General features: G+C 71.0%; 26 protein-coding genes. 12 read left to right on the forward strand and 14 right to left on the reverse strand.

Annotated features, from left to right (window positions below; genetic code table 11):
* Positions 1 to 5: 5 nt before the first annotated feature.
* The gene (locus ACK4YQ_RS03900) at positions 6 to 479 is read right to left on the reverse strand and encodes a DUF2244 domain-containing protein (RefSeq protein ID WP_409608471.1); all 474 of its coding nucleotides are present in this window, start codon (positions 477 to 479) and stop codon (positions 6 to 8) included.
* 64 nt (positions 480 to 543) lie between these two features.
* On the opposite strand from ACK4YQ_RS03900, the gene nth reads away from it, so the two are divergent.
* Together nth and ACK4YQ_RS03910 are read left to right on the forward strand one after the other, a co-directional pair.
* Entirely contained in the window at positions 544 to 1,212 is a 669-nt protein-coding gene (nth, locus tag ACK4YQ_RS03905) for an endonuclease III (RefSeq protein ID WP_409608473.1), read from the forward strand.
* Entirely contained in the window at positions 1,209 to 1,841 is a 633-nt protein-coding gene (locus ACK4YQ_RS03910) for a hypothetical protein (RefSeq protein WP_409608475.1), read from the forward strand. Before nth ends, ACK4YQ_RS03910 begins: the two co-directional genes overlap by 4 nt.
* Here ACK4YQ_RS03910 and ACK4YQ_RS03915 read toward each other — a convergent pair.
* Complete coding sequence (locus tag ACK4YQ_RS03915) at positions 1,838 to 2,638, reverse strand: peptidylprolyl isomerase (RefSeq protein ID WP_409608477.1); 801 nt, start codon at positions 2,636 to 2,638, stop codon at positions 1,838 to 1,840. The two genes, ACK4YQ_RS03910 and ACK4YQ_RS03915, sit on opposite strands and share 4 nt — an antisense overlap.
* Entirely contained in the window at positions 2,635 to 3,171 is a 537-nt protein-coding gene (locus ACK4YQ_RS03920; protein WP_409608479.1) for a DUF6886 family protein, read from the reverse strand. Before ACK4YQ_RS03920 ends, ACK4YQ_RS03915 begins: the two co-directional genes overlap by 4 nt.
* A gap of 111 nt (positions 3,172 to 3,282) precedes the next feature.
* Here ACK4YQ_RS03920 and ACK4YQ_RS03925 point away from each other — a divergent pair, with 111 nt between their 5' ends.
* The 8 genes from ACK4YQ_RS03925 to coaD all read left to right on the forward strand — a co-directional run bounded on the left by ACK4YQ_RS03925 (position 3,283) and on the right by coaD (position 10,034).
* Positions 3,283 to 4,272, forward strand: coding sequence for an adenosine kinase (locus tag ACK4YQ_RS03925; protein WP_409608481.1), 990 nt, complete (start codon positions 3,283 to 3,285; stop codon positions 4,270 to 4,272).
* Positions 4,273 to 4,279: 7 nt separating this feature from the next.
* The gene (gene hisB / locus ACK4YQ_RS03930) at positions 4,280 to 4,870 is read left to right on the forward strand and encodes an imidazoleglycerol-phosphate dehydratase HisB (protein WP_409608483.1); all 591 of its coding nucleotides are present in this window, start codon (positions 4,280 to 4,282) and stop codon (positions 4,868 to 4,870) included.
* Between the two features lie 11 nt (positions 4,871 to 4,881).
* Positions 4,882 to 5,526 (forward strand): imidazole glycerol phosphate synthase subunit HisH, encoded by a 645-nt coding sequence (gene hisH, locus ACK4YQ_RS03935; protein WP_409608485.1) that lies wholly within the window; start codon positions 4,882 to 4,884, stop codon positions 5,524 to 5,526.
* Positions 5,523 to 6,245 (forward strand): 1-(5-phosphoribosyl)-5-[(5-phosphoribosylamino)methylideneamino]imidazole-4-carboxamide isomerase, encoded by a 723-nt coding sequence (gene hisA, locus ACK4YQ_RS03940; RefSeq protein WP_409608487.1) that lies wholly within the window; start codon positions 5,523 to 5,525, stop codon positions 6,243 to 6,245. The genes hisH and hisA overlap by 4 nt, the downstream gene beginning before the upstream one ends.
* The gene (gene hisF / locus ACK4YQ_RS03945) at positions 6,245 to 7,018 is read left to right on the forward strand and encodes an imidazole glycerol phosphate synthase subunit HisF (protein WP_409608489.1); all 774 of its coding nucleotides are present in this window, start codon (positions 6,245 to 6,247) and stop codon (positions 7,016 to 7,018) included. The genes hisA and hisF overlap by 1 nt, the downstream gene beginning before the upstream one ends.
* Positions 7,019 to 7,084: 66 nt before the next feature.
* Positions 7,085 to 9,004, forward strand: a complete 1,920-nt coding sequence (locus ACK4YQ_RS03950) for a pyrroloquinoline quinone-dependent dehydrogenase (protein WP_409608491.1) — start codon at positions 7,085 to 7,087, stop codon at positions 9,002 to 9,004.
* Positions 9,005 to 9,069: 65 nt separating this feature from the next.
* Positions 9,070 to 9,402 (forward strand): phosphoribosyl-ATP diphosphatase, encoded by a 333-nt coding sequence (locus ACK4YQ_RS03955; RefSeq protein WP_409608493.1) that lies wholly within the window; start codon positions 9,070 to 9,072, stop codon positions 9,400 to 9,402.
* 95 nt (positions 9,403 to 9,497) lie between these two features.
* The gene (gene coaD, locus ACK4YQ_RS03960; protein WP_409608495.1) at positions 9,498 to 10,034 is read left to right on the forward strand and encodes a pantetheine-phosphate adenylyltransferase; all 537 of its coding nucleotides are present in this window, start codon (positions 9,498 to 9,500) and stop codon (positions 10,032 to 10,034) included.
* 18 nt (positions 10,035 to 10,052) lie between these two features.
* Here the strand turns inward: coaD and ACK4YQ_RS03965 are convergent, their stop codons facing one another.
* The 4 genes from ACK4YQ_RS03965 to timA are packed head-to-tail and all read right to left on the reverse strand — an operon-like array spanning position 10,053 to position 13,083.
* Positions 10,053 to 10,751: a hypothetical protein gene (locus ACK4YQ_RS03965; protein ID WP_409608497.1), complete on the reverse strand. Its 699-nt coding sequence runs from the start codon at positions 10,749 to 10,751 to the stop codon at positions 10,053 to 10,055.
* Positions 10,752 to 10,758: 7 nt separating this feature from the next.
* Positions 10,759 to 11,319: a Smr/MutS family protein gene (locus tag ACK4YQ_RS03970; RefSeq protein ID WP_409608499.1), complete on the reverse strand. Its 561-nt coding sequence runs from the start codon at positions 11,317 to 11,319 to the stop codon at positions 10,759 to 10,761.
* Positions 11,316 to 12,467: an MltA domain-containing protein gene (locus tag ACK4YQ_RS03975; protein ID WP_409608501.1), complete on the reverse strand. Its 1,152-nt coding sequence runs from the start codon at positions 12,465 to 12,467 to the stop codon at positions 11,316 to 11,318. Before ACK4YQ_RS03975 ends, ACK4YQ_RS03970 begins: the two co-directional genes overlap by 4 nt.
* A gap of 1 nt (position 12,468) precedes the next feature.
* A complete protein-coding gene (gene timA, locus ACK4YQ_RS03980) occupies positions 12,469 to 13,083 on the reverse strand; it encodes a TIM44-related membrane protein TimA (protein WP_409608503.1) in 615 nt (204 codons plus the stop codon).
* Positions 13,084 to 13,280: 197 nt separating this feature from the next.
* On the opposite strand from timA, the gene secB reads away from it, so the two are divergent.
* The gene (gene secB / locus ACK4YQ_RS03985) at positions 13,281 to 13,766 is read left to right on the forward strand and encodes a protein-export chaperone SecB (protein ID WP_409608505.1); all 486 of its coding nucleotides are present in this window, start codon (positions 13,281 to 13,283) and stop codon (positions 13,764 to 13,766) included.
* A gap of 21 nt (positions 13,767 to 13,787) precedes the next feature.
* Here the strand turns inward: secB and ACK4YQ_RS03990 are convergent, their stop codons facing one another.
* Entirely contained in the window at positions 13,788 to 14,888 is a 1,101-nt protein-coding gene (locus tag ACK4YQ_RS03990; protein ID WP_409608507.1) for an acyltransferase family protein, read from the reverse strand.
* A 118-nt stretch (positions 14,889 to 15,006) separates the two neighbouring features.
* A complete protein-coding gene (locus tag ACK4YQ_RS03995) occupies positions 15,007 to 15,984 on the reverse strand; it encodes a hypothetical protein (protein ID WP_409608509.1) in 978 nt (325 codons plus the stop codon).
* Between the two features lie 184 nt (positions 15,985 to 16,168).
* Here ACK4YQ_RS03995 and ACK4YQ_RS04000 point away from each other — a divergent pair, with 184 nt between their 5' ends.
* Positions 16,169 to 16,573 carry a hypothetical protein gene (locus tag ACK4YQ_RS04000; protein WP_409608511.1) on the forward strand — a complete coding sequence of 135 codons (405 nt, stop codon included), beginning with the start codon at positions 16,169 to 16,171 and terminating at the stop codon, positions 16,571 to 16,573.
* Between the two features lie 24 nt (positions 16,574 to 16,597).
* Here ACK4YQ_RS04000 and dnaQ read toward each other — a convergent pair whose 3' ends face one another.
* The 5 genes from dnaQ to ACK4YQ_RS04025 are packed head-to-tail and all read right to left on the reverse strand — an operon-like array spanning position 16,598 to position 20,259.
* The gene (dnaQ, locus tag ACK4YQ_RS04005; protein ID WP_409608513.1) at positions 16,598 to 17,302 is read right to left on the reverse strand and encodes a DNA polymerase III subunit epsilon; all 705 of its coding nucleotides are present in this window, start codon (positions 17,300 to 17,302) and stop codon (positions 16,598 to 16,600) included.
* Between the two features lie 59 nt (positions 17,303 to 17,361).
* On the reverse strand, positions 17,362 to 17,979 hold the full coding sequence (gene coaE, locus ACK4YQ_RS04010; protein ID WP_409608515.1) for a dephospho-CoA kinase: 618 nt from the start codon (positions 17,977 to 17,979) through the stop codon (positions 17,362 to 17,364).
* Entirely contained in the window at positions 17,976 to 18,827 is an 852-nt protein-coding gene (gene aroE / locus ACK4YQ_RS04015) for a shikimate dehydrogenase (protein WP_409608517.1), read from the reverse strand. Before aroE ends, coaE begins: the two co-directional genes overlap by 4 nt.
* Entirely contained in the window at positions 18,824 to 19,417 is a 594-nt protein-coding gene (locus tag ACK4YQ_RS04020; protein ID WP_409608519.1) for a Maf family protein, read from the reverse strand. Before ACK4YQ_RS04020 ends, aroE begins: the two co-directional genes overlap by 4 nt.
* Entirely contained in the window at positions 19,414 to 20,259 is an 846-nt protein-coding gene (locus tag ACK4YQ_RS04025; RefSeq protein ID WP_409608521.1) for a pyruvate, water dikinase regulatory protein, read from the reverse strand. Before ACK4YQ_RS04025 ends, ACK4YQ_RS04020 begins: the two co-directional genes overlap by 4 nt.
* Between the last annotated feature and the right edge of the window lie 441 nt (positions 20,260 to 20,700).

The raw sequence follows: 20,700 nt of genomic DNA on the forward strand, positions 1-20,700 counted from the left end.
GGGGCTTAGCCGCGCTCCATCCGCGCCTTGCGGATGGCCTGTTCCAGGGCGACGGCGAACTGGGCCCGTTCGGAGGGGCTCAGCGCCTGGGCCACGGCCACCTCCCGGCCGGAGAGCGCCAGCCGCAGCTCGACGGCCCGGTCGTCCTCGGTCTCCAGGGCGATGCGCGTGAAGGCGGTGGGCGATTCCCACACGAGGCGCACCTGCTCGCGGATCTCGTGGGTCACCCGCACGTGGCCCGCGCTAACCCGCACGCGCTCCACCTGCCGCGCAGCCCGGAAACTCGCCAGGAACGCAACGATCACCGCGGCGAGGTCCAGGCCCAGGAACACCGGCACCCAATGGGCGCCCATGGCGATGAACACGGCCGCGGAGATGCAGTTGAGGGTGGTGATGACGCCGATGAGGACGATGAAGCCCCGCTGCGAAAGCGAGCGGTTGGGCGTGATTTCGGCGTCCATGTAGAGCGTCGGGCTCATGGCGACGCAACATAGCCGCCCTCGCGCGCTTGGCGAAGCGCCGCGTGCGCGCCATGGTCCGCCCATGGTCAAGCCCGCCACCCGGACCCGCCTGAAGCCTGCCGAGCGGGCTCGCATCGACGAGATCTTCGCCCGCTTCCTGTCCGCCGAGGACGACCCGCGCACCGAGCTTGCGTACGACAGCCCCTACACGCTCCTCGTCGCCGTGGCGCTTTCGGCCCAGGCCACGGACGTCTCGGTCAACAAGGCCACCGCCCGGCTCTTCCAGGTCGCCGACACGCCGCAGAAGATGCTGGCGCTCGGCGAGGAGGGCCTGATCCCCTACATCGCCTCCATCGGCCTGTTCCGAACCAAGGCCAGGAACGTGATGGCCGCGGCCCGCATCCTGGTCGATCAGTACGGCGGCGAGGTGCCGCTCGAGCGCGAGGCCCTTCAGAAACTGCCCGGCGTCGGGCGCAAGACCGCCAGCGTCGTGCTGAACGAGCTGCGCATCGAGCCGGCGATCGCGGTCGACACCCACGTTTTCCGCGTCTCCCACCGCTTGGGCCTGTCCACTGGCAAGACCCCCGACCAGGTCGAGGCCGAACTCATGACGGTGGTGCCCGAGCCCTACCTTACGCGGGCCCACCACTGGCTGATCCTGCACGGCCGCTACACGTGCCTTGCCCGCAAGCCGCGCTGCGCCGAATGCCTGGTGGCCGACCTCTGCCCCTCGCGGAAGCTGTTCGCATGAGGGCGCTGGCCTGCATCCTGCTCCTGGCGTTCAGCGCCAGCCTGAGCGGCTGCGCCAATCTCGTCCATTCCGACGAACCCCTGTTCACCCGCGCCGACGCCCGCGGCGCGCCAGTGTTTCGCCGGGGCCTGTGGCTCGGCGAGGACCCCGATTGCGGCGTCGACGAGGCCCTGCCGCGAGACGAGTGGCCCGGCTGCGCCGAGGACTGGGAGATGACCGGCGCGGGCCTGGGCTCGATCTTCGACGAGGACAAGGAGATGAGCCTGCTGCTTGCCCGCGGCGATCCGAACATCGTCCAGGTCCAGCCGCCGAAGGGCGAGGCCGGGCCCTACGCCTATTGGGCCCTCGCGCCCACCCGGACCGACGGCCGCGGCCGCGTCACCGCCTTTTCCGCCTGGCCGGTGCTCTGCGGTCCGCCGGCGGCCGGCGAAGGCCCTGCCAGCCCCGCCGAAGCACGCGCCGGCGCCTCGTCCAACACCCTGACGCCCCAGCCACTGCCCGGCCTGGAGGTCCGCGGGCGCAACTGCTTCGCCGCCAGGGCCTCGGTGGTGCGCGAGGCCGCCCGCCTCAGCCGCGCCTGGACGCCGTTTCCGATGAGCGCCCACTGGGTCCGCGACGGCGCGCGCTAGCGTATCCGCGCGGGCGCCTGCGCGTCGCAGACGGTGAAGTCGGCGCCCTTCGCCTTTCGGCCGGCTGCGACGACGGCGGCGAAAGCCGGCCCGCGCACGTCCATCACCTCCACCTTCGGCCGCTCGGCGGCGGCCAGGTCGGACGCCACCCTGACCCGCAGCATACGGTCCGGCTCCGCCGGCGGCTCGCCCACCGCCATCGCGCGGATCGCATCCAGGCCGATCACCGCCGTCCCCCAGACCGTGTAGGCCCGGTCCAGCCGCCGGGCCGGCGCGCGCATGAAGAAGATCTCGCTATTGGCCGATCCCTCGTCGGCCTGCCGTCCCATCCCGGCCACCCCGGCGCAGTAGGCGCCCCAGGCGCGAAACGTCCCATCGGCGCGGCCGTCGGCGACGGAGGCCGCTTCCGCCGCCACCGGCGTCGCGCCGATGAAGCCCTCCAATCCATCGCTGGCGCGGCGAACGGCGGCGATTTCGATGGGCTTCACCCGGGCCGTGAACTCCGGCGGAAGGTCAGGATAGGCCGAGGTCCCGCCGTCACGGTTGTCCGGGTTGCCTGTCTGGTCGACGAACCCTTCGATCACGCGATGGAACTGCAAGCCGTCGTAGACGCCCTCCCGCGCCAGGCGCTTGATCCTCGCCACGGCCTGGGGCGCCAGGTCGGGCCGCATCTCCACCACGATCCGGCCCTTGGTGGTGTCGATGACCAGCGTCTCGTCCGGGTCCAGGGCGCGCCAATCCGCCGGCGAAGCGCCCATCGCGCACAGGCCGAGGAGGACCGCGGCGAACCGCCTCATGCGGCCCAGCCCTTGGCGTGGCGCAGCCGGATGCCGCTGAAGTGCAGGCTCGTCTCCCAAAGCCCTTTCAGGGGCGCCAGGGTCTCGGCCACGCGCAGCTCGACCCCCTGCGCCCGCAGGGCGCCGATCAGGTCGTCGATCGTCTCGCGGCCGATCGGCCGCTCGGTGCGGCGCGATACCCACATGCCGGCGTCCTCCAGGCTCTCGAACCCGCCCCGCGCGAATTCATAGCGGAACAGCCTGCCCGTGCGCACGCGATCCAGCCAGTCGTATTCCACATAGGCCAGGGTGCGGGCTCCGCTGGCGCCGAACCAGCGCTCATGGTCCGCGGCCGTGGTCTGCGGCGTCGCCCACAACAGCACCCGCGGGCAGTCCCGCGGGAACAGATACATGGCCTGGCGCGCCTCCTCGATGGCCCAGACCAACGGACCGTTCAGCCATTCACGCCCCGGCCCCCGTTCCGAAGGCGTGCGGACGGGCCGCGGCACGAAGGCGCCGATCTGGTCTTCCTCGCTGAAATGAAACAGCCGCATCTGATCGATCCCCCGCCAATCGGCCTTCACAAAGGGCTCGCCGCGCCGTTCGCGTTGATCGCGCACGGCTTTCCCTGTAGTCACCCGCCGACGTTCCCCCGGAAAGCCCTGATGACCGCCCTTTACGACGTCGCCGCCATCGGCAACGCCATCGTCGACGTGATCGCTCCCGCCAGCGACGATTTCATTACGGCCGAGGGCCTGGACAAGGGCGCAATGACGCTGATTGATCAGGCTCGCGGCGAGTCCCTCTACGCACGCATGGCGCCGGGCATCGAGACCTCGGGCGGCTCCGCGGGCAACACGATCGCCGGCGTCGCCTCCTTCGGCGGCCGCGCCGCCTATCTGGGCAAGGTCGCCGACGACCAGCTCGGGCAGGTCTTCGTGCACGACACCCGCGCCATCGGGGTGCACTTCGACGTGCCGCCGCTGGCGGGAGGCCCCGGTTCAGGCCGCTGCCTGATCAACGTCACCCCGGACGGCCAGCGGACCATGTGCACCTTTCTCGGCGCCTCGACCGAGCTGACCGCCGCCGACGTCAAGCCCGAGATCATCGAGGGCGCGGCCATCGTCTACCTGGAAGGCTATCTGTTCGATCCCAGCGAAGCCCGCCGCGCCTTCGCCAAGGCCGCGGGCCTGGCCCGGGCGGCGGGTCGGATGATCGCCATCACCCTGTCCGACGCCTTCGTCGTCGAGCGCCACCGCGAGGCGCTGATGGAGTTCATCGACACCCAGGTCGACCTGGTCTTCGCCAATGAGGCCGAGCTCACCGCCCTGTTCCGCACCACGGATTTCGACGCCGCCGCCGCCCAGATGCGTCAACGGGTCCAGCTCGCCGCCATCACCCGCAGCGAGAAGGGCTCGGTGGTGCTTGCGGGGGACCAGACCCACGCCGTGCCGGCCTTCCCGGTGGAAAAAGTCGTGGACACGACCGGCGCGGGCGACCAATACGCGGCCGGGTTTCTCTTCGGACTGGCGGGCGGCCGCCCCCTGCCCATATGCGGCAGGCTCGGATCGCTGGCCGCGGCCGAGGTGATCTCGCACTACGGCCCGCGCCCTCAGGTCAACCTGAAGGCGCTCGCGGCCGACAAGGGACTTTAGAAGGCTCATGGCTCGAACGGCGCAAGTCGTCCGCGAAACCAAGGAGACCCAGATCCGCGTCAGCGTCGATCTGGACGGCTCCGGCCGCGCCCAGGTGTCCACCGGCGTGGGGTTCTTCGACCACATGCTGGACAGCTTCGCCCGTCATGGCGGCTTCGACCTCGAGATCGAGACCAAGGGCGACCTGCACATCGACATGCACCATACGGTCGAGGACACCGGCATCGTCCTTGGCCAGGCGATCCACAAGGCCCTGGACGGCTTCAAGGGCGTGCGCCGCTTCGGCCACGCCTACATCCCGATGGACGAGACCCTGACGCGCTGCGCGGTGGACCTGTCCAATCGGCCCTACCTGATCTGGAAGGTGCAGTTCCTGCGCCCGAAGGTCGGCGACATGGACACCGAGCTCTTCAAGGAATTCCACCACGCCTTCGCCATGAATGCCGGCGCCTGCGTGCACCTGGAGACGCTCTACGGGGACAATTCACACCATATCGCCGAAAGCGGCTTCAAGGCCCTCGCCCGCGCCCTTCGCACCGCGGTCGAAATCGATCCCAAGACCCATGGTCAGGCCCCATCCACCAAGGGCGTGCTCTAGGAACCTTTCCCATGCAGAGCGTCGCCCTGATCGATTACGGGTTGGGCAACCTTCGTTCGGCCGAAAAGGCGCTGGTGAAGGCCGCGGCCGGCACGAACGTGGGGGCCGAGATCCGGGTCACCGCCGATCCTGACGAGGTGGCCCGCGCCGACCGGCTGGTGCTGCCCGGCGTCGGCGCCTTCGCCGCCTGTCGCCGCGCTCTGGATTCCCGTCCGGGGCTCGTCGAGGCCATGACACAGGCCGTGCGCGGCCGCGGCGCCCCGTTCCTGGGCGTCTGCGTCGGCATGCAGCTCCTGGCCACCCGCGGCCTGGAGTTCGGCGTCACCCCCGGCCTCGACTGGATCGCTGGCGAGGTGAAGCGGTTGGAGACCGCCGATCCGGCGTGCAAGGTCCCGCATATGGGCTGGAACGGACTGACGGGCCTCTCGGGCCAGCCGATCCTCGCCGGCCTCGCGGAGGGAACGCCGATGTACTTCACCCACTCGTTCGCCTTCTATCCGGAGCGGGACGCCGACGTCGCCGCCTGGGTCGACCATGGCGGCCGGTTCCCCGCCGCCGTCGCGCACGGCAATGTGGCGGGGGTTCAGTTCCACCCGGAAAAGTCGCAAGCTGCCGGGCTTTCCCTTCTAGCGCGCTTCCTGGAGTGGCGACCGTGATCCTTTATCCCGCCATCGACCTCAAGGACGGCCAGTGCGTGCGCGTCCTGCACGGCGACCTCGACACCGCAACGGTGTTCAACACCTCCCCCGCCGATCAGGCGACCAAGTTCGCCGACGCCGGATTCCAGTGGATTCATGTGGTCGATCTGAACGGGGCGGTGCAGGGCAAGGCGGTCAACGCCTCGGCCGTCGAGGCGATCCTGGAGTCCGTCTCCATCCCGGTGCAGCTCGGCGGCGGCATCCGCTCCCTCGCCGACATAGAGCGCTGGATCGAGGCGGGCGTCTCCCGCGTGATCCTGGGCACCGTGGCGGTGCGCGAGCCGGAGATCGTCAAGCAGGCCGCCCGCCGCTGGCCGGAGCAGATCGCCGTCAGCGTCGACGTGCGCAAGGGCAAGGTCGCGGTCCAGGGCTGGACCGAGGATTCCGACCTCGACGCCGTCACTGTGGCCCGCCGCTTCGAGGACGTGGGCGTCGGCGCCCTGATCATCACCGACATCGACCGCGACGGCGCGCTCATGGGTTTCAACGTCGAGGCATTCGGCGCCATCGCCGACGCCGTGGCGATCCCGGTGATCGCCGCCGGCGGGCTCGCCTCGGTGGACGACATCGTCAAGCTGCGCGAACGCGAGGGCGTGCCGATCGCCGGCGCGGTGCTGGGCCGCGCCCTCTACACAGGCGCGATCCGTCCGGCCGAGGCGCTCAAGGTCGCCGCCTGATGCTGAAGGTCCGCGTCATCCCCTGCCTGGACGTCAAGGACGGCCGCGTGGTCAAGGGTGTGCAGTTCCTGTCCCTGCGTGACGCCGGCGATCCGGTGGAGCAGGCGCGGGCCTACGACGCCGCCGGCGCGGACGAACTGATGTTCCTGGACATCACCGCCAGCCACGAGCGCCGCGACACCATCCTCGACGTCGTCGCCCGAACCGCCGACGTCTGCTTCATGCCGCTGTCCGTCGGCGGCGGCGTCCGCAAGGTGGAGGACGCCCGTCGCCTGCTGCTGGCCGGCGCGGACAAGATCTCCATCAACACCGCCGCGGTGGAGAACCGCGACCTCGTCTCCGCCTGCGCTGACGCCTTCGGCTCCCAGGCCACCGTCGTGGCCATCGACGCCAAACAGACCGAGCCCGGGCTGTGGGAGGTGTTCACCTACGGCGGTCGCAACAACACCGGCCTTAACGTCGTCGAATACGCCGAGGATGTGGTGCGCCGCGGCGCCGGCGAGATCCTCCTGACCTCGATGGACCGCGACGGCGCCAAGACCGGATACGACCTCGCCCTGCTCAAGGCGGTCACGTCCGCCGTCGGCGTGCCGGTGATCGCTTCCGGCGGCGCCGGCAACGCCCGCCATATGGTCGAGGCGGTGACCCAGGGCGGCGCTGACGCCGTCCTCGCCGCGTCCATCTTCCACTTCGGTGAAGTCGCGATCGGCGAGGTCAAGGCCGCCATGGCCGACGCCGCAATCCCGGTGCGCCTCGTGCCGGACGCCGCCTGAGCCCCGGCCCTCAGCGACGCCGATCGCCCTCTTCCACTACGGCGCCGCTTGAGGCTCTATGAGTCCATGCGCCTTGCACCGCCGCTCGCCGCCGTCGTCGTCGTTCTTTCCGCCTGCGCGCCGGCCGAGCCGACGCCGCCCGCCGCCGACGTGGGCTGGGCCCACTATGGCGGGGACGCCGGCGGCCAGCGGTTCTCCGCCGCCGCCCAGATCACCCCGGCCAACGTCAGGCGCCTGAAGACCGCCTGGACCTATTCGACGGGCGAACTGGCTGCGCGCGGCGAGGCCGTCGAGGCGGCGGCCTTCGAGGCGACGCCGATCCTCGCCGGCGGGCGGCTGCACCTTTGCTCGCCATTCAACGTGGCCATCGCCCTCGACCCCGCCAGCGGCCGTGAGCTCTGGCGCTTCGATCCCAAGATCGACCCGAAGGTCCGCTACCCCAACTCGTTCAACTGCCGGGGCGTGACCTACTGGCGCGATCCCGCCGCCCCGCCCGGCGAGCCGTGCGCCGAACGCATCTTCATGGCCACCAACGACCGGCGCCTGTTCGCCCTCGACGCGGCGACCGGCAAGGCCTGTGCGGGCTTCGGCGAGGCCGGCGTGGTCGACGCCATGCCCGGCGCGGACTTGGCCCGGCCGGGGGGCGCCCAGATCACCTCGGCCCCGGTGGTCGCCGCCGGCGTCGTCGTGGTCGGCTCCTCGATCGACGACAACCAGCGCGTCCACGAGACCTCCGGCGCGGTCCACGCGTTCGACGCGGTCACGGGCGCCCTCCGCTGGACCTTCGATCCGCTGCAGGGCGCGGGTCCCGGCGTGACAGCGGGGGCGGCCAACGTCTGGGCTCCCATGAGCGTCGACGAGGCCGCCGGCCTGGTGTTCCTACCGACCTCCAGCCCCAGCCCCGACTTCTACGGCGCCCATCGGCCGGGCGACGACGGTTACGCCAACTCCGTGGTCGCCGTGAAGGCCGCCACCGGCGAGGTCGCCTGGGCGTTCCAGACCACCCACCACGACGTCTGGGACTACGACGTGCCGGCGCAGCCCACGCTCGGCGTGGTCGCCTACAAGGGCGCAGCGCGGCCGGCCGTCATCCAGCCCACCAAGCAGGGCCTGATCTTCACCCTGGACCGCGTGACGGGCGCCCCGATCATCCCGGTCGAGGAACGGCCCGTACCGCAGGGCGGCGCCATCGGCGAGCAGCTGTCCCCCACCCAGCCCTTTCCAATCGCGCCCGAGCCCTTGTCGCCGCACCGGATCAAGGCCGACGAGGCGTTCGGTCTCACCCCCTGGGACCGCGGGGCGTGTCGGCGGCTCATCGCCGGCGCACGCAACGAAGGCATCTACACGCCTCCTTCCGTCGACGGCACGATCCTCTATCCTTTCACTGGCGGCGGCTCCAACTGGGGAGGGATCGCCTACGACGCCGGACGCGGGGTCGCCTACGTCAACACCTCCTCGGCGCTGCACAAGGTGACGCTGATCCCCGCCGAGGACGTCCCCGCCGCTCGGGCCGCCCAGCCTGGCGTCGAGATCAGCCCCAACACCGGCGCGCGCTACGGCATGAAGCGCGAGCTCCTGCGCTCCCCGCTGGGCATGCCCTGCAACCCCCCGCCGTGGGGCCAGCTGGCCGCCATCGACATGCGCGACGGCCGGGTGCTGTGGCGCGTGCCGCTCGGGACCACCGCCGATCTTGTCCCCGGAACCCAGTTCATCCTGCGCGGCGTCGGCACGCCCAATTTTGGCGGGCCCATCGCCACCGCCTCGGGCCTGGTGTTCATCGGCGCGGCCATGGACAACTACCTGCGCGCCTTCGACGCCGCCTCCGGCAAGGAGCTCTGGCGCGGCCGCCTGCCCGCCGGCGGACAGGCCACCCCCATGACCTATGTCTGGAAAGGCCGCCAGTATGTGGTGATCGCCGCTGGCGGCCACGCTAAGTCCCAGACCAAGCGGGGCGACCAGGTCCTCGCCTTCGCCCTGCCGGACTAGCCACGGCCCTTGCCCCGGCGGTGGCTGCGCCCTATCCAGGACGAGGTCTTCTGGAGGATCGCAGCATGAGCCGCTTCGCCGACGTCCTCGAACGCCTCGCCGCGACGATCGAGAGCCGCAAGGGCGCCGACCCGTCGGAGTCCTACACCGCCAAGCTCCTGTCCGAAGGGATCGACCGCGCCGCCAAGAAGCTGGGCGAAGAAGCCGTCGAGACGGTGATCGCGGCGTCGATGAAGGACAAGGACGGGCTGGCCTCCGAGAGCGCGGACCTGATCTATCACTGGCTGGTGCTCCTGGCCCACGCCGGCGTCAGCCTCGACGACGTCGCAGCCTGGCTGGAATCCCGCGAGGGCCGTTCCGGAATCGAGGAAAAGGCCTGGCGCCAGCGCTCGCTCTGATCGGCCGGTCGCTTCGCCCGCCGTCGGCGCCGCGGGGCCTTGCGCCAGCGCCCGGGCTGCGGAAACATCGGCTGCGCTGAGGGCGGAGGGCTCGCATGCTGAAGGCCGCCACGACCAAGGCGCTCTACGCCGGCTCGTTCGACCCGATCACCCGCGGGCACCTCGACATCATCGGCAAGGCGCTGATGACCTTCGACGCGGTCCACGTCGCCATCGGCACGAACCCGCGCAAGACGCGAACCTTCGACGTGGAGCAGAGCCAGCGGCTGATCGCCGAATCCATCGCTGAACTTTGGCCGGAAGCGCGTGGCAGCGCCCGGGAGCCCCTGTTCGGAGGGGCCCTCGAGGTCGGCGAGTACGCCAACCAGAGCCTGATCGGCTACGCCCGGCGGATCGGCGCCACCCACATCGTCCGCGGCCTGCGCGAGGCCAGCGACTTCACCGACGAGTTCAACCTGCATGGCGTGGCCGGGCGGATCGACCCGTCCATCCCCATGGTGCACTTCATCTGCGCCTCTCAGTTCCTCCACGTCTCGTCCAGCACGGCCAAGGAGCTGGACGCGGTCGGTGAGCCGATCGACTGGCTGGTCATGCCCTGCGTCGAGGCCGCTTTCGCCGGCCGCCGGCCCTGATCCCAGGCGTCCGGCGCCTCAGGCCGCCCCTGCGCCGCCGAACAGCTCGGCGAGCTTGCGACGCAGGTCCTCGGCGCCCGGACCCGGCGTGAACGCGGGAATGGTGAGGAAGTCCTCAAGCTGGCCGTGCGAGAAGTCGGCCAGCAGATCGATGCGTCCGGACTGGATCGCCTCGACGATCTTCGGTCCGCTGAGGAACACCGGGTCCACGAGCCTCAGCCCGCCCTGGACGTCCATCATCACGTTGCCCGGCCGCACGTCCGAACCGCCCCAGACCCGGTAGCGCCGCGCGCCCGCCGCGATCAGCGCTTCGACGCGGTCCCGCAGGATCAGAAGGTCCTCGTCCGGCGCAAGCGCCGCGGCCGCGCCCCGCGGGACGTAGCCGCTGTCGTTACCCACTCCCAGCGCCGCGCAGAATGCGGCGGCTTCCGCCTCCGGCGCCGGCTTCAGCAATTCCATGACGGTGACATAGCCGTCCCGCCGCAGCGGCCATATGGCCTCCACGCGCGGCAGCCAACGGTTGGGCCGGCCCTCAAGGCAGGCTCGCGCGTGCATCAGATAGGCGGGATCGAACGGGGTCACCCGTGCGGCGCGCGCGCCTTGCGGATCGACCAGCACCCAGGACCAGTCGCCGCGGGCTATCAGCCGCCAGCCGAGCCGCTCCAGGTGCTCCCGCGCTGCCCCGGCGTCGGCGTCCTGCGGAGGCGCGGGCGGCATGCTGGCGCTAGACCTTCGGCTTGCGCTTGAGCGCCACGTAGAGCGCCCCTTCGCCCCCATGGCGGCGGTGCGCTTCGGAAACCCCCGCCACCACGTCGCGAAGCAAGGGGTCGGCCAGCCACTCGGGCGCTCGCCGGCGCAGCACCCCGTCGCCGCTGAAGCCCTTGCCGGTGATCACCAGGACCGCGCGATGGCCCTCGTCCCGCGCGTGGCGGAGAAAGACCGACAACGCCGCGCGGGCGTGGTCCTGGGTCATGCCGTGCAGGTCGATGCGCGCTTCCAGCGGGTCCCGTTCGCGGCTGATGCGGCGCTTGCGGCCCGGCTCTATGTCGTACGGCCCGCCGCCTGCGGCCGCGGCCTTGCGCGAAGGAGCGGCGTGCTGGCCGACGACGAAGGGGGAGATCTCGAACCGTGCGGGCGCGGCTGGGGATGGGGCCGCTTCCCCGGCGGGCCGAACCGGGGGCGCCGCTTCGGCCTGCGGCTTGATCGCCCGCCCCGCGAGGGGATGGACCGTGGCCGCCACCGCCGACCAGAGCCTCAGCTCCTCCGGCCGCAGCGGTCGCTTCACGACTGAGGCTCGGGGCGGGGCGTCAGGCGGTACATCTTCAGGACATGGCGCACCCGTCCGGCCTCGGCCCCCGCCTGCGGCCCCAGGCCCAGGTAGAGGTCTGCGCGCGCGTCGCCCTTGATCGCCCCGCCGGTGTCCAGCGCCACGGCCAGGCGCCGGTAGGCGGGGAAAGCGCCCGTCAGGCTCGGGGCGGTGGCGTCCAGCCAGAATATCTCGCCCATCGCGTGGCGCGAGGGGTCCACCGCGATCGCGCGCCCAGGCGGCAGCGGCACGCCGGCCGAACCCACCGGCTGGGCCCCATCGTCGGGCGCGAGCTTGAAGAAGACATAGCGCGGGTTCAGCCGCATGATCGCCTCGGCCTGCGGTCCGCGGTTCGCCGCCAGCCAGCTACGGATCGCCTCGCCCGACGTGCCGTCCGGAGGCAGCAGGCCCTGGTCGCGCATCGGCGTGGCGACGCCCACGAAGGGACGGCCGTTGTGCCCGGCGAAGTTGGCCTTCATCCGCGCCCCGGTCTCGAAGGTCAGCACCCCTGAACCCTGGATCTGCAGGAAGAACAGGTCCTCCGGCCGCATCCAGGCCAAGGCCTTCTCCGGCGGCCGCGCCTCGATGGTCGCGCGGTCCGGATACGGCGCAACGCCGTTCGCCGTTTGCAACGCCACCCCGGTGACCCCGGCCAGGGCCGGGTCGAAGACGCCCGCGTCGATGGTGACGAGATCCGACGGCCGCGCGCGCACCGGCGCCGAGAACTCCCCATCGGGCCGCGAGCGGGCCGGATACTCGGGGGCGAAATAGGCGGTCAGCATGCCGTCGCCGCCGACCTGCTCGGCCCGGAAGTTCGCCTCGAAGAAGGCCCGCGCATGGAGGTCGTCGAGTTCGCCCTCCGCCCGCGCGCGGCGGCACACCTCGGCGAGCTGCGCGGAGCGTGCGGCGCCGCAGGTGGCGCGGAAAGCCCGGAACGCCGCGGCGTGGTCGTCCTCGGTCCAGCCCGGCAGGTTATGGAAGGCGAGTTCGGCGGGTCGCGGGGCGGCCGGCGGCGCCGGCTGCGGCGCCGCCGGGGCGCTCGCCGCAGGAGGAAGCGGTGGCGGCGTCGTTGCACAGGCGGCCAGGCTCAGGGCCGCAAGGACGATCCCCCCGAAACGCAAACGCAAGTCAGGCCTCCGCGGCGTCGACGTTCACCAGCGTCCAGTTGGGGTCGCGGCTCTTAAGATTGCGTTCGAACGTCCACAATTCGGCGGTCCGGCGGTCGTCCACCGCTTCGCCCTCGGGCCCCTTGGATCGGCTGCGGAATTCGGCCAGGAAGCGCACGACGATGCGGGCCACGTCGCCTTCCACGTCGGCCCGTTCCATATCCGCTCGCGGCGGATGCAGGAATTCCACCTTCTCGCTGCGGCCCTCGGCCTCACGCTGGGTGATCGCCGCCTCGAAGCTCGACAGCACCTGCGGCGAGAGCAGGTTCTTCAGCGTCGCGCGGTCGCCTGCGGCGAAGGCGCGCACCACCATCTCGTAGGCCGACTTGGCCCCGGAGAGGAACCTCGACATGTCGAAAGAGGGGTCGGCGGCGCGCACGGCGGCCAGGCCGGTCAGCGCGATCCCGTCCTCGGCCAGTTCGGGCGGGCGGTCGAGCGGCGCGGTCGGCGCCGGCCGTCCGGTCGCCGCGGGCGTGTCTTCCGGTTGCCGCCCCACCCGGCGTCCCAGCACCGAATAGAGCTGGTAGAGCACGATGGCGGCGAGGCCGGCGAAGATGATCAGCTCGAGGACTTGCAACGGGGTTCCGCGATGTGAAGTCGAAAGGTCAGGTCGTTGGGTCAATATAGGACGCGAAAACGCCGGCGTCAGGGCCGGCGTTGCATCCCCTCAGGCCGCATGATAGCAGCCCGGCCGTCGATAAGGACGCGTAAAGACGCGCGTTCCGACCGCCGGCGTCGTTTTTCGGCGCCTCCAGACCACGGAAACCGCAGTTCATGACCGACACCGACGCGGCCGCCCCCTCCGGCAACGGCGCGGACAATGGCTCCGCCCCCGGCATCCGCATCCTCGCCCAGTTCGTCCGCGACCTGTCCTTCGAGAACCCCCGCGCCCCGGATTCCCTGCGCGCCGGCGGTCCGCAGCCCCAGATCGACATGGGCGTGGAGATGAACGCGCGGGGCCGCGAGGACGGCTATTTCGAGGTCGACCTGAAGCTGTCGGCCCGCGCCGCCCGCGAAGACGGCCCGGTGTTCCACGTCGAGCTGGTGTACGGCGGGGTCTTCCATATCACAGGCGTTCCGGCCGAGGACCTGGAGCCGGTGCTGCTGGTCGAGTGCCCGCGCTACCTCTTCCCCTTCGCCCGGCGGATGATCGCCGACGTCACCTCCGAGGGCGGTTTCCCACCGTTCCTCCTGGAGCCGATCGACTTCGCGGGCGTCTACGCCGCCCGCCGGGCCCAGGCCACGGTCGGCCAGGCCTAGGATCGGCGACGAACAGGGGCCTCAGGGCGCCGCGGTCCGCGGCCGGCGCGCCCAGGCCCGCTTGAGCGCCTCGGTCAAGGGGCGCTCCACCGCCAGATAGGTGATCCAGGCCGTCGCCAGGGCGGCGGCCACCGCGGCGGCGAACAGCAGGACCGTCGGCAGCGCGGCCACGGCTGGAACCTTCAACGCCCTGGCGAAGGTGGTCATCACAATGGCGTGCGTCAGGTACAGCGAATAGGACGCATCCCCCAGCGCCAGCCACCAGCGGCCCAGGCGCGAGCGAATCTCCCCGGTGAACAGGGCGGCGTAGACCACGAGGGCCGCCGGCGCGCCCCAGGCCAGGAAGCGCCACTCCGGGGCCAGGCCCGCCGTGCCGTCCGGCGGCGCCAGCGCCGAGCCCGCCGCCAGTCCGGCCACGCCGACGGCCAGGACCGGGAGCGCGAAGCGCCCGGTCAGACGGCCGCTGCGATACAGGGCCGCCAGACCCATCCCGAACGCGAACTCCAGGGCGATGCGGTTGGTCAGGTGATCGCGCACTGGGCCGTCGGGCAGCAAATGGCCGAGGCCGATCGCCGCCACGATGAGCATGGGAACGCCCCAGGCCGCCGTGGCCGAACGCCCAAGCCAAAGACAAAGGGCGAAGAGAACGTAGAAGTACATCTCGAACACCAGCGTCCAGCCGACGTTCAGGATCAGGCCGTCGGTCGGCCAGAACAGCAGCGAAGCCGTCGCACCGGCGAGGGTCACCTCTCGGTTCTGGTAGGCGACGCCGCTCAGGTGGGCGGCGATGATGAAGGCGGTGCACAGCCAGTAGAGCGGCCCGATCCGGATCAGCCGGCGCACCAGGAAATCGCCGGCCGCGCCTGGCGCGCCGAAGCTGCGTCCAGCCGTGTAGAGCATGATGAAGCCGCTGATCACGAAGAACAGGTCGACCCCGGCTGCGCCGGCGCGCACTACGAAGTCCGGCATCCCCGCGCCGGACAGCTCCTCCAGCGCATGGTGGACGAGCACCGCGACGGCCGCCGCTCCGCGCAGCACCTGCACGCCCTGCAGTTCGGCCGGCGGCTCGGCGCGCCGCCCCGCCGCCACGGCGGCAGGTGTCATCAGGCTCTCGGCGACCATGGCGCCTCCGGGCTGGGGCGCTGCGACGGCGCCCGCGGGTTCAACCTCTGTCCCGGACCGGCGCGGCCGGAACGGTCGTTCGCTCGCCCCTGCAACCCGCATGCCTTGGAAGGGGGCTTCAGCCGATCAGGGTCTTGATGTGCGCCCAGCGCGCGCGCCAATGGTGCTCGTCCGCCCGCCAGCCGGCGCGCCGCGCCAGGGCCTCGGCCGCCGCGGCCTCATAGCCGCCGGCGCCGTTCAGCAGGCCCACATAGTCCTTTAGTCGAACCGCATGGGGCAGGGGGGTGGTGACCACGCCCACGCCGGCGTTGAGGTAGTGGTAGAGCTTGTCGAGGGCCACGTGGCGGGTCATCCGCTCGTTCAGATGGTAGGGCACCAGGCCCACCTCATACCGTGACAGGATCTCGCCGAGCGCCTCGTTGCGGTAGCCCCCAAGAAAGCGCACCCGGGGCCGGCTCGCGACCAACCTCTCCAGCACCGCGTGCGCCCACGGCGCCCGTTCGTGCACCGCCCCCCAGATGTCGATGTCGGTGCGCTCGCCCAGCGCCGCCAGAAGGTCGAAGTCCACCCGTTCGTCGATCGAGCCGATGTAGACGGCCGGCGGGGTCCCGCCCGGCCGCGGCGTCGGCTCCAGGTGCGAGGCGTTCTCCACCTTCCAGGCGCCCGGGTAGATCCGCATCATGCCGTCGACCATGACCATGGCCCGGGGACACAGCGCCCGCCAGATCCCGTCGCGGACCATGAACTTCAGATACGAGTAGCCCCGCGCGCCGTAGCTCAGCTCGTCATAGACGTCGTACACCCGGGTCGTCCGGGGGAAGCAGGCCGTCGCCCGCCAGGCCAGTTCCGATCGCGCGCCGCCGAGGCCGGTCAGCACCAGCGTGCGCTCCCCGCACAGGCCTCGCGCCAAGGCCCGAAGCTGCGGAATGGAGACGACCCGCCCATCGCCGCTCGCGAGATCGGTCACCGTCACCTCGCCGTCACGGCAGGCGATGTGCGTGACCTGCGCCCCGTCGGCGGCCGCAGCCCGCAGGAGCTCACGGCGCGGCTCGCGCAGGAAGGGCTGATTGTTGATGTGGACCAGACTGTAGCGCACGCCGCTCTCCCACCGACACCACAGCCGACCCGCGAAATCTTGTCTACAGCCGCGCTTGCCTGCGCCTCTGTCCGTCGTCCCTGTTCGCGAAAGCTCGAATATGGCGGGCCGGGGTCGGGCGCCGTCACGCGATCGCCGCATCGCCGTGGCATCACCCGGCCTTCGCCCACATCGGAGCAACGGCATGATCGAACGCGCGGCCCTGGCGGCCTTGGCCATCTTCTCGCTGGCGGCCTGCAGCGGCCCGACCCCGTCTGGCGGCTCCGCGCAGGACAAGTTCGCGGGCCTGGACGGCGAGATCAGCGCCTGGCGCGAAGACATCCTGAAGGCGCGGGCCGACTGCGCCGCCGCGCCCAAGGACAAGGCCTGCCGCGCCTTCGAGGTCGCCTGCAAGGGTGAACGGGAGATCGCCGCCGGCGAGAGCGGCGTGGACGCCAAGGTGGTCTCGGCCATGACCTTCGAGGCCTGGGACCCGGCCCGCTCGGAATACCATCCGGCCTCGGCCTTCGCCGAATTCGTCAAGACCGGGCAGGGCTGGACGCGGCAGGACACGCCGCCCGTCAATCTCTCCACCTGCGCCAGCCTCTGACGCCGGCCTTGCGGGCGCGGACGGCTAGAGCCCGTGCTTCTTCCAGAGGGTGTCGTCCTTCACCACGTCGCGGATGAAGGCTTCGTGCACGGCGCGCTCGGCGTCTGTCGAACGCAGGGGCAGGGGGCGCGGGCGAGCCCCGTAGCTCGCTTGGCGAGCCACGGAAACCGCCTGCACCGCCGTCGTGGTGGTCAGCTCCAGCCGGCGCTCACGGCCGCCCTTCAGCTCCAGATACACGGCGGCCAGCAGGCGCGCATCGATCAGGGCGCCGTGCTTTTCCCGCTCCGAAAGGGAAATCTTGAAGCGCCGGCACAGCGCGTCGAGCGAGTTGTGCATCCCCGGAAACCGGTGGCGCGCCAGTTCCAGGGTGTCGACCCAGCGCGTCTCGTGCAGGAGCTGGCGCTTCACCACGCCGAGTTCGTGGTTGACGAAGCTGCGGTCGAAGGCGGCGTTGTGCGCCACCAGCGGCGCATCGCCCACGAAGTCTAGAAATGCGTCCACCACCTCGGGGTCGGCGAACCGCGGCTTGCCTTTCAGGAACGCGGACGACAGCCCGTGCACCTTCTCGGCTTCGGGCGGCATGTCCCGCTCAGGGTCGATATAGACGTGGAAGTGGCGCCCGGTCGGGATGAAGTCCTCGATCTCCAGGCAGCCGATTTCGACCAGCCGGTGGCCGAGGTGCGGCTCGAAGCCCGTCGTCTCGGTGTCGAGGATGATCTCTCGCGCCATCGACGACGTTTTGGCCCGCTTCGAGCCTGGGTTCAACCGGGCCGATCAGCGCGGCTCTCCTAGGCGTCGGCCCGCTTCGGCCGGCGCGCGGGGTCGCGCATGGCGGCGATCACCTGGGCCACCTGGGCCCGGGCCACCTCAAGCCCCTGGCCGGTGTCGATCACGAAGTCGGCGCGAGCGCGCTTTTCGGCGTCAGGCGTCTGCTTTGCGAGGATCGCCTCGAACTTCTCGACCGTCATGCCCGGCCGATCGAGCACCCGCGCGCGCTGGACGTCGGCCGGGGCGCTGACCACCACCACCGCATCCACGTTTTTCTGGCCGCCGGTCTCAAACAGGAGGGGAATGTCCAGCACCACGATGTCCGCGCCCTTGGCCGCGGCGGCCTCGAAGAAGCCAACGCGGCTCGCCCCCACCAGCGGATGGACGATCGACTCCAGCTTCTTCATCGCCTCGGCGTCGCCCAGCACCCGCGCCCCGAGCGCTGCGCGGTCCACCGCACCGTCCTTGACGACGCCGGGGAAGGCCGCCTCGATCGGCGCCACGGCGGCCCCGCCAGGGGCGTATAGGCGGTGCACCTCGGCGTCCGCGTCATAGACCGGCGCCCCCGCCTCGGCGAACATCGCCGCCGTCGTCGATTTGCCCATGCCGATGGAGCCGGTCAGGCCAAGGATGATCATGATTTCTGCTCCAGGGCGGCCAGGGCCAGGGCGCGCACGTCCACGTTCGCGGGCGGCGGGCGGCCGAAGAAGGCCTCGAATGAGGGCGCAGCCTGGCCGATCAGCATTTCCAGCCCGTCGACGACGCGTCGGCCCGAGGCTTCGGCGTTGACCAGCAATGGCGTCTTGAGCGGCTTGTAGACCATGTCCATCACCACGCACCCCTGCGGCGAGGCCTCGAGGGGCAGGTCCAGGCCGGCCTCGTCGGCGAGGCCGGCGGAGGTCGCATTGACGATCGCCCCGGCGCCGGCGAAGGCGTCGCCGGCGCGGCTCAGGGGAAAGGCGCTGACACGGCCCAGGGCGTCCGCGATGGCTTCGGCCCGCGCCAGCGTCCGGTTGACGATCCGAACCTGCGCGCCGGCCTCCACGAACGCTGCGGCCGCGCCGCGCGCCGCGCCCCCGGCGCCCAAGATCACCACCGGAGCCGCCGTGGGCGAGAACCCGGGCGCCTGGGCGGCGAAGGCTGCCAGCAACCCAAGGCCGTCGGTGTTGTCGGCGAACACCGACCCGTCCTCGCGGAACACCAGCAGGTTGGCCGCCGCGGCCGCCGCCGCACGTGGGCTGGCCTCGTCGGCGAGGGCCAGGGCTTCTTCCTTGAAGGGCAGGGTGACGTTGAGCCCGCGGATTACGCCGCCGCGCAGGCCGTGCACCAGCCGGGCGAAACCGTCTGACGGCGGGGCGAACGGCACGTAGGCCGCGTCCAGCCCCGCCTCGGCGATCCAGGCGTTGTGCAGCACCGGGCTGAGGGAATGACGCACCGGCGCGCCGACTACGCCGGCGACGACGGCCTTTCCGGTGATGGTGTTCATGCGATCAGCACCCCGTGGCGGCGCAGCAGGTCCAGAAGGCCGAGCAGCGGCAGGCCCAGTATGGCGAAGTAATCCCCTTCAATCCTGGAGAACAGCTGAGCGCCCGGGCCCTCCAGCCGGTAGCAGCCCACAGAGCCGAGGGCCGCCTCCCCCTCAACCTCCAGATAGTGGTCGAGGAACTCGTCGCTGAACGGCCGCATGGCCAAGGTCGCGGTGACGATCTCCCGCCAGATCGGCGCGCCGTCCTTGGCGACGACCACCGCCGAATGCAGCATGTGGCGCTTGCCGCGCAGCGCCGCCAGGCGCTCTCGAGCCGCCTTCAGGTCCCCGACCTTGTCGTAGAGCCCACCCTCGAACTCAAGGGTCTGGTCGGCGCCGATCACCAGGGCGTCGACGCCCCTGGACACTTTCACGGCCTTCAGCTCGGCCAGGGCTTCGGCGATCCGCCGCGGGTCGGCGCCTACGGCGAGCAGGCTCTGCTTGACCGCTTCCTCATCGACGCCGGCGACCGCCGCCTCGTGCGGCACGCCGGCGCCGGCGAGCAGCTGGCGGCGCGCCGCGCTCTTGGACGCGAGGATCACCTTGGTCATCCCAGGATCTCCACCTGGCCGTGGCCGCCGTGCAGCAGGTTCAGCACGGCCGCGGCGGTCTCTTCCACCGACCGGCGGGTGACGTCGATCACCGGCCAGCCGTGCCGCTCATAGAGCCGGCGGGCATGCACGACCTCGTCGCGCACCGCGTCGGCGTCGATGTAGCTGGACTCCCGGTTCTCCTTCAGGCTGAGCAGCCGATTGCGGCGGATCTGGATCAGGCGGTCCGGCGCGACGGTCAGCCCGACGATCAGGGCGTTTCTCAGCTCGAACAGGCGCTCGGGCAGCGGCCGGCCCGGGACGATCGGCACATTGGCGGCCCTGACGCCCCGGTGGGCCAGATAGATGCAGGTCGGGGTTTTCGAGGTCCTCGATACGCCCACCAGAACCACTTCGGCGGAGTCCAGGTCCTGGCCGCCCTGGCCGTCGTCATGGCCGATGGCGTAGTTCAGCGCGTCCATTCGGTTGAAATAGTCGTTGTCGAGGGCGTGCTGCACGCCGACGCGGCTGGTCAGCGGCGCCCCCAGGTAGCGCGACAGGGCCGAGACCAGCGGGTCCAGGGCCGGGATGCAGGTCATGTCCAGTCGTCGGCAGCCTTCCTCGAGCGCCTGCCGCAGTCCTGCGTCGACGATCGTGTGGATCACGATCCCCGGCGCCTCCTCGATGTCGGCCAGCGCGCGGTCAAGCTGCCGCTGCGAGCGGACCAGGGCGTAGATGTGCTCGATCGGCAGCACGTTCTCGAAACGGGCGCACACCGCCCGCGCCATGGCGTTCAGGGTCTCGCCGGTGGAATCCGACACCAGGTGGACGTGGAAGTAGGTCGCAAAGTGCGGGGGGGTCATGAAGGGGCTGGCGCCTGCGGTCCGTTCGGAGTGGAAAAAGTCTGGGGACGAAAGAGTCGACAACCTCTTTAGCGAAGGCGGACGCCGAAGGGGATAGCCCCCAGGCGTGGCGCGCCGGCGGCGGCGGCTGGGGAGCAGCGGGGACGAATGGACAGGTTCGCGGCGCGTCCGTCCACGACCCGTTCCGGGCTTGAACGGCCTTGAGCGTGTCCGTCCACCCCGGTAGGGCCGGGTGTGACCGGCGCCTTCGCCCGTTCGACCGCGGGTTAACAAAACCTTAAGGCCGAACAGCAGCTTGGAACTCTTCCCCGCAATCCACAGCCGCGCGGCCCCAAGGGTTAAGGAAGTGTGAACATCTTCGGGACAAGGGCGGGGCGAGCCGGGTCGGAGCGGCGATATCCCCGCATGCGGCCAGCCCAACCACCCCTACCTCTGTTCAGA

The organism is Phenylobacterium sp. (assembly GCF_046291545.1).
In the GTDB taxonomy this organism is placed as follows: Bacteria; Pseudomonadota; Alphaproteobacteria; order Caulobacterales; family Caulobacteraceae; genus Phenylobacterium.